The following is a 4,285-nucleotide window of genomic DNA, read 5'->3' on the forward strand; positions in this document are numbered from 1 at the left end:
TTCGAGACGGCCGCCCTCATCCACCTCGCCGACTACCAAGAGTGATCAAGGCAGCCGGTGCGACCGGCAAAGGACTTCCGACGCGCTGCACTAGGGTGCCCTGCTGAGCAGTGTGTCCAGTGCGTTCGCCATCGTCGGAGGCAGATAGGGCGCGGCGGTGCGGGCGAACTCCTGGAAGTGCGGCACACACCGCAGGAACGACTCACGCTTTGCCCAGTACTCCGCCGGGTCCTCCGCCTTCGCCGCCTGCCCGAGCACGTACCCGATGCTGACGACCTTGTCGGCGGCCAGCGCCCGCAGCACGTCCGGGTCGGTGCGGCCCAGCGCTTCGATCCGCGCGTTCGACGACCCCGGGACCAGGCCGTAGGTGTCCAGCGCCTGGTGCTCGGCCTCCAGACCGCAGACCACCTGCAGCACTCTCTCGCCGAACATCCCGGCGACGATCGGCTTCCACTCCCCTGCCGGTCCCAGGTCCGGGGCGTCGTGCAGCAGCACCCCGGCCAACACTTCCACCGGCGTGGTACGGGCGTGCTCCTCCAGGACGGCGGTGACCTTCACCGCGTGGGCCAGCGCCGGAGCCCCGTCGATGATGTGCCCGGCGCACCAGACATTCGCCAGGCCCAGGGCCTGCTCGATCAGGTGGTCGCGTGGCTTGGACAGAACGCCCATTACTCCTCCAATGACTCACTACGCTTGGTGTTACGCCGCTACTGACCGGAGGCCGCCGATGACCCAGGACCGGCCGCGGCTGCCCGCGCACCGCGAGGACGATGTTTGCTCCTGGTGCCCTTCCCTGCTGTTTGTCGCCGGCGCTTTCGACGTCGCCGAGCGCCCGGACAAGCGGTGGCCGTTCGATCCGGCCGACGGGATGCGCAAGGACGCACTCACCGGCGCCCCGGTATGTGTCCACCCCGACCGGGTCGCCTTGGCCCCGGGCCGGTACGCCTCCGAGAACACCGTGCCCGACACCATTGCCTGGACCACGCCCCCGCCCCCGGCCGCCGCGGAACCCGAGCCCGTCGTGCCGGCCCGTGCCGCGGAACCGGCGCCGGTGAAGGCGTTTGTGAACACCGTGACGTCGACGCTGGTCCGCCGCAGGCCTGCGACGCTCGACGCCGCCGTGCCTACCGGGCCACCTCTGCCGGGCCTGCCCGAGAACGCCGCAGACCTTCAGGTGTGGCTACTGGCGGTGCTGCGCGACGGCGGACCCGAGCAGTTACCCACGACACTGGCCCGCGCCGAGGAGACGGCACGGGCCAGGTTCGGTCAGGCGGAGGTGCTGGACGCGCTGCGGCAGGTCCTGCCCCGCGTCTGAATGACTCAGGCCGGGACGGGCTCGGCGAAGTCGAAGGAGTGCGACCGGCCGCCGGCCCCGAACCCGATGCTGACGTACCGCTGGTCGAGCAGCGCGCTGCGGCGCGAGGCCTCGGTGCTGGACAGCCAGTACCGGCGGTCCATCTGACCGAACCCGGCGGCCGCGTACACCTCGTCGGTGTAGCCGCCCGGCTCGTAGCCGTAGCTCTCACAATCGGTCATGTGCACCCAGGTCACGCCCAGACGCCCGGCGATGCGCGTCATCAGGCTGGTCTGCGCGAGCACCGCGTGCACCATCTCGTCGACGGGACCGGCGACCAGGAGCTCGGCCAGGTGCTCGTCGGCGGTGGACTCGAACACCGCCGCCTTCAGCGCCAAAGCCTTCAAGGCCTCGGCGAGAAGGAACGGGGAGTCCTTCGTCTCGTCCCACGCGGCGACGACGACGAAGCCGTTCGCAGCGCACTTCCAGCAGTCCGCGTACAGCAGGCTGCTGTCGATCAGACGGTCGTACTCGGCGTCGGCCTTGATGGCGGTGAGGATCTGTGCGGCGCGCTGGCCGGCGGTGCGGGGGTCGGGCAGGACAGGCATGGCGGTCTCCCCAGAGTCACTCGTGCGGGTGGGCTGCCGCGATGCGGAACCGTGGGTGGATGGAGGCCACCGGACTCCGCACCGCGGCAGGTGTTCGGGTGGCCCGGCCCGACGGGATTGGTGGAAACCCGGCGGGGTCTCGCCACGGCGGAGCCGGGCCACGCCATGAGTCTTCCGCCGCCGTACCCGACCTCGCGATGCCTTCTGTGATGCCTTTTCTCCGACGTGGTCACGCTGCGCCCCCGCTCGGTACGGTGGTCGCCCCGGCCAGAAGTGAGGCCCACCGCGATGCCCGCTCCCCGACCGCGCACGCCCAACCGGCTGCTGCGCGCCGTCCGCGAAAAGCGCGGGGAATCCCGCGACGAGTTCGCCCGGGCCCTGACCGCGCTGGCCGGCCAGACCGAAGAACGCGAGGTCCACGTGACCGCGCGGACGGTGGCCAAGTGGGAGGACGGCGAGGTCACCCGGCCCAGCCCGGTCTACCGCCGCCTGCTGACCCGGCTGACCGGCAGAACCCAGACCGAACTGGGCATCAAAACGGCCGGACCAACGGCATCGGAAGGTCCGGCTCCGGTGATTAGCGTTGTTCCGGTGGACCGCCGCCGATTCCTCACGCTGTCCGGCGCCGCCACCCTGGCCCTGCCCGCAGGGTTCACCCGGGGCGGCCGCCGGAGTGTCGACCCCGCCCTTACCGACTACTTCCGCCAACAGCTCGCCGGGCACTACTGCGCCGACATGATGCTCGGGCCGCTCGACCTCATCACCACCGTCGTCGCCCAGAGCGGGCTGGTCGGACGCCTCCTGGACGACGCGGACGCCGCCGTGCGCGGTCCGTTGTCCCAGGTCGGGAGCGCCTACGCCGCATTCGCCGGATGGCTGTTCCTCGACGCTGGAGACCCCGAGGGAGCGCTCTACTGGCACGGGACGGCCCTGGAGCTCGCGCACCGCTCCGGGAACGCGGAGGCGGTCGCCTGCTGTCTGGTCGACCGCGCCATGGCCCACACCGACCGCGGCGCGGGCACCGTCGTCGTCGACCTGTGCACCAGCGCCCTTTCCGCCGGCAAAAGCCTGTCGCCGGAGGTGAGGGTGTTCGCCCTGCAGCAGCAGGCCCACGGTGCCGCGCTCCTGGGCGACCGCCGTGCCGTCGACGAGCTCCTGGACCAGGCGGCGCTCCTGGTCGCCCGTGTCGACGTCGAGCAGTGGGGCACTGCCTGCCTGCGCACCCCCGCCTACGTCGAAGTCCAGCGCGCCACGTCTTACGGACGGCTGGGAGCAGCCGCGGAGGCCGACCGGTTGTGGAGCCAGATCATCCCGGCCAGCCCGACCGTCTCCCGCCGCGACGTCGGGGTGTGGTCCGCCCGGCACGCCCGCGCCAAAGCCGCGCAGGGCGAACCCGAGCATGCGCTCGATCTCGCCCGCACCGCGGCGGCCATCACCGTCGAGACCGGCTCAGCCCGCGCCGCCCGGGAACTTCAAGGCCTCGCCCGGGACATGCGGCTGTGGCACGATGCCCCGGTCGGGCACGCCCTGGCCGACGTGCTGACACCCGTCATCGAGGGAGGCGTACATGGCTGAGGCCCTGAACCACGACGAGATCAACAAGCGCATCGAGGACCTGCCGGGCTGGACGACCGACGGCCGCCGGATCGAGCGCACGTACACGGTGAAGCACATCGCGGGTGCCGCGTTCGTCATGCACATCGCCGCCATCCAGGACGAGTGGGGACACCACTCCAACGCCACCCTCGGCTACAAGACGCTGCACCTGTCGATCTCCTCCAGTGACCTCGGCGGGCACGTCGCCGAACACGACATCGAGCTGGCCCGCCGCATCGAGGCGGTCGCGGCCGCCCACAACGCGACGTCCTGAGGCCGTGTGAGTCATTCACGGTGCTTGCTCTTCTTCGGGCTGGTCCGCGAGGGACGTCTGTATCCGCGCGGCCAGCTCCTGGGTCTGCTCAGGCGTCAGCTCCCTTGGGCCTTCCCCAGGCCCAGCGGGCGGAGAGAGAGCGGCGCGACGCCGAACGCCGTGCCGTCGAGGAAGCGGCCCGGCGCCCGGCGTGCTCACGCTGCCGGACGAAGTTCACCGACGAGAACTGGGCGTTGTACAAGAAGGAGCGCTACACGACCGACCACAACGTCTGCACCGGGTGCCGGGAGGCCAAGCGGCGGCAAGCCGAGGCCGAGCAGCGGGCCGCCTAGTGCAGCGCGTCGGAAGTTCCTTGCTGGTTGCGGGACGGTAATTGGTCACTGGGCGTGAGGACTATGCGGCCTGGGCGTAGAGCCCACCATCCTGCTCCGCTTCGGGACGGCGGGCGAGGTAGCGGGCGTGATCGGCGTCCGCGTCGTACTCCCACCGGTAGGGGCGGGCCCGGCGGTTGTG

6 protein-coding genes are annotated in these 4,285 nt (G+C 71.1%); 4 read left to right on the plus strand and 2 right to left on the minus strand.

What is annotated here, in order from left to right:
* Positions 1–90: 90 nt before the first annotated feature.
* A complete protein-coding gene (locus tag AC0Z36_RS29240) occupies positions 91–669 on the minus strand; it encodes a hypothetical protein (RefSeq protein WP_485466102.1) in 579 nt (192 codons plus the stop codon).
* Positions 670–727: 58 nt separating this feature from the next.
* Here AC0Z36_RS29240 and AC0Z36_RS29245 point away from each other — a divergent pair, with 58 nt between their 5' ends.
* The gene (locus AC0Z36_RS29245; protein WP_485466103.1) at positions 728–1,315 is read left to right on the plus strand and encodes a hypothetical protein; all 588 of its coding nucleotides are present in this window, start codon (positions 728–730) and stop codon (positions 1,313–1,315) included.
* A 5-nt stretch (positions 1,316–1,320) separates the two neighbouring features.
* On the opposite strand, the gene AC0Z36_RS29250 is transcribed toward AC0Z36_RS29245, so the two are convergent.
* Positions 1,321–1,902: a hypothetical protein gene (locus AC0Z36_RS29250; RefSeq protein ID WP_485466104.1), complete on the minus strand. Its 582-nt coding sequence runs from the start codon at positions 1,900–1,902 to the stop codon at positions 1,321–1,323.
* Positions 1,903–2,190: 288 nt separating this feature from the next.
* Between AC0Z36_RS29250 and AC0Z36_RS29255 the strand changes: the two genes are divergently transcribed.
* The 3 genes from AC0Z36_RS29255 (at position 2,191) to AC0Z36_RS29265 (ending at position 4,104) form a co-directional block, all read left to right on the plus strand.
* A complete protein-coding gene (locus AC0Z36_RS29255; protein ID WP_485466105.1) occupies positions 2,191–3,477 on the plus strand; it encodes a helix-turn-helix domain-containing protein in 1,287 nt (428 codons plus the stop codon).
* A complete protein-coding gene (locus AC0Z36_RS29260; RefSeq protein ID WP_485466106.1) occupies positions 3,470–3,772 on the plus strand; it encodes a 4a-hydroxytetrahydrobiopterin dehydratase in 303 nt (100 codons plus the stop codon). Before AC0Z36_RS29255 ends, AC0Z36_RS29260 begins: the two co-directional genes overlap by 8 nt.
* 104 nt (positions 3,773–3,876) lie before the next feature.
* On the plus strand, positions 3,877–4,104 hold the full coding sequence (locus AC0Z36_RS29265; protein ID WP_485466107.1) for a hypothetical protein: 228 nt from the start codon (positions 3,877–3,879) through the stop codon (positions 4,102–4,104).
* The last annotated feature ends 181 nt before the right edge of the window (positions 4,105–4,285 follow it).

The organism is Kitasatospora sp. UYEF31, assembly GCF_057291755.1.